The sequence below is a fragment of the Pedobacter sp. 01T416_2 genome (genome assembly GCF_056398925.1).
In genome coordinates, this window is sequence record NZ_JBFTQI010000769.1 from 1 (window position 1) to 2723 (window position 2723).

Below are 2723 nucleotides of genomic sequence, written 5' to 3' on the forward strand. Positions count from 1 at the left end.
CTACTAAGGCTACATTTATAGTTGTATTTGCAGGTGGAGTTACCGTTTCTGCCGGTGGTAAAACAGCACTTGTACCGCCCATTACATAGGTATAAGAACGGCCGTTAGTTCTTGGGTCGGTATTGTCAGACGCTGAAAATATTACCGTAGTACCCCAATGGCTAAACCTTCCTTTACCTAAATTCCTAATATCATCGTGTATGCTATGAGCAGGACCAAGTTCTACTCCGTTTTCAAATAATCTTAAAATTGATTGTTCTTTTGAAGTAGCATTGTCACCGCCAGAAATGGATTGTGAAATTTTATATGCATAACCTCCTTCAGACTTTACACCTATAAGGCTTAATTTACCTGTACTACCACTAATAGCTGCTAATACTGATGTTGAATCGCTTGAAAACAATTCTGTACTGTCGGCCAACTGATCATCGGCATTCACACTTTTTTTACAATTACTAAAGAAGATAATTGTCGTTAACATTAAACCAATTAAACTCACTTTTTTAAACAATTTTGTCTTTCTCTGCATTTTTTATTTTTTTTAAATTTACAACTTAACGCTATATGCGATAAATGAGTACATTTAATAAAATGCAGTTAAAACGCTGATAATTAAATAATAGGCTTAATATTCGGCATTACTTATACTGTAAACCAATTGCTTACAGATAGTAAAATGACAGTTTAATAATTCAGTTTTATAAAATTTATTATACATCTAGTTTACACAGTCATGACAAACTAAATTGCAACAACAGTTGTTTTAGGTTCCAACTGTAAATTTGGGTGATAAAAAGTTGTAAACCAGTTCACAAAATTCTTTACACCTTTGTGCACAGAAACAGATGGTTCATAATTTAATAAGTTTTTTAAATCATCAATATCTGCTGATGTTTCTGCCACATCGCCATCTTGCATGGGCATAAATATTTTTTGTGCGGTTAATCCCGTCTCTTTTTCAATTTCTTCAACAAAATCCAACAAGTTAACCGGTGCCCCCCGCCCAATATTAAATACGGCAAAAGGCGCTGCTGATGTAGCTGGATCAGGGTTTTGGTTATTCCAGTTTGGGTTTGCCTGTGCTGGTTGATCAAAAACCCTCACAATGCCTTCAATAATATCATCCACATATGTAAAATCTCTTTTCATTTCCCCGTTATTAAAAACTTCGATGGGCTTGCCTTCTAAAATCGCTTTTGTAAACAAGAACAAAGCCATATCCGGGCGGCCCCAAGGACCGTAAACTGTAAAGAAACGTAAACCAGTGGTTGGTAGATTAAATAAATGGCTATAAGCATGTGCCATTAATTCGTTGCTTTTTTTAGAAGCAGCGTATAGTGAAACTGGATGATCTACATTATCATGAGCAGAAAATGGCATTTTTTTATTTAATCCATAAACACTTGAAGAGCTGGCGTACARTAAATGGCCAATTTTAAAATGACGGCTACATTCCAGAATATTTAAAAAACCTTTAATGTTGGCTTCTATATAGGCATCTGGATTGGTTAAACTATACCGTACTCCTGCCTGAGCGGCCAAATTACAAACCGCATCGAACTGATAGGTTTTAAAACAATTTTCTAAACTTTCTTTATCGCAGATATCCAACTTTATGAAAGTATAATTTTCATACCTATCACTTACCTGAGGAATACCGTAAACCAAATCAGTATGGTTAATACCAGTTTGAGCCAAGCGGGCATGTTTAAGGTTTACATCATAATAATCGTTGATGTTATCAATGCCCACAACAACGTCTCCTCTTTCCAATAAGCGTTTAGCCAAATGGAAACCAATAAATCCGGCTGTACCGGTAATTAGAATTTTCATAAAATTTAAGTTTGAGAAACAGTTAAGAATGGCCTCACAGAAGGCTTAATTATTAGTTTTTAGGATACAGCAAAGCATCCCATCAGAAAATACGGTAATAGTTAGTTTAATATTTTGGATTTAGTTATGTTGCTGCAATGCGTTTAAAATAGATTGAGCAAATATTTCTGGTCTACGGCCGTACAGATACTGCATCGCCGTTTCGGCATCCTGATTTTGGTTATGTTTCAATTTTTCGCCCATCGCTTTGGCGAGGGCTTCTACATTGTTTACTTCAACTTTGGTAATAGTCGGAATTTCGCTGATGCCTCCTGCACAAAGTGTGGATACGACTGCGCTGTTTACCGACATCATTTCTAACAGTACATTCGGAAAACCTTCTTTTATGGAAGATACCACGCAAAGTTTTGCCTGTTTAAAATAAGGAGCCGGATTATCTATCTGTCCTTTTAAAAAAACCGAATCGCTTAAGTTATTCTCCTGAATAATATTGATTAATGATGCTCTTTCTTTTCCCTCTCCAAGTACGAGTAATTTCAGCTTGGGATATTCCTGCTGAATCAGTTTAAAAGCTTTGATCAAAATCGGAAATCCTTTTTCTGGGATCAACCTTCCTGCAGAGCAGATAAAATCGAGTTTAGCATCGCCATTAATTAAAGGCTGATCAGATTTAGCAATGATTTTATTAAAATCGACGGGATTGGGTTGAACCAATATTTTGTGCTTCGATAAAAAGCCATTATGATCAAGCAGTTGTATTTTCATTAATGTAGTTTGGCAAACTACTAAATCTACAGCCGGATAACCAATGCGGTAAATGATTTGATAAATGCGTTTTTTAATTCCGGTGAAACGGGTAAAAACAGAAGTGCATTCGCGTACAATTAATT

At 35.7% G+C, this 2723-nt stretch carries 2 protein-coding genes and 1 pseudogene; all 3 read right to left on the reverse strand.

The features are described 5' to 3' along the window. Positions 1-529: pseudogene (locus AC1DPQ_RS23815) on the reverse strand (pectate lyase family protein); the annotation flags it as partial. 212 nt (positions 530-741) lie between these two features. After that, a complete protein-coding gene (locus tag AC1DPQ_RS23820; RefSeq protein WP_477584880.1) occupies positions 742-1833 on the reverse strand; it encodes an NAD-dependent epimerase in 1092 nt (363 codons plus the stop codon). 120 nt (positions 1834-1953) lie between these two features. Continuing rightward, positions 1954-2723 (reverse strand): glycosyltransferase (locus AC1DPQ_RS23825; protein ID WP_477611081.1); only part of this gene is annotated, 770 nt, incomplete at its 5' end.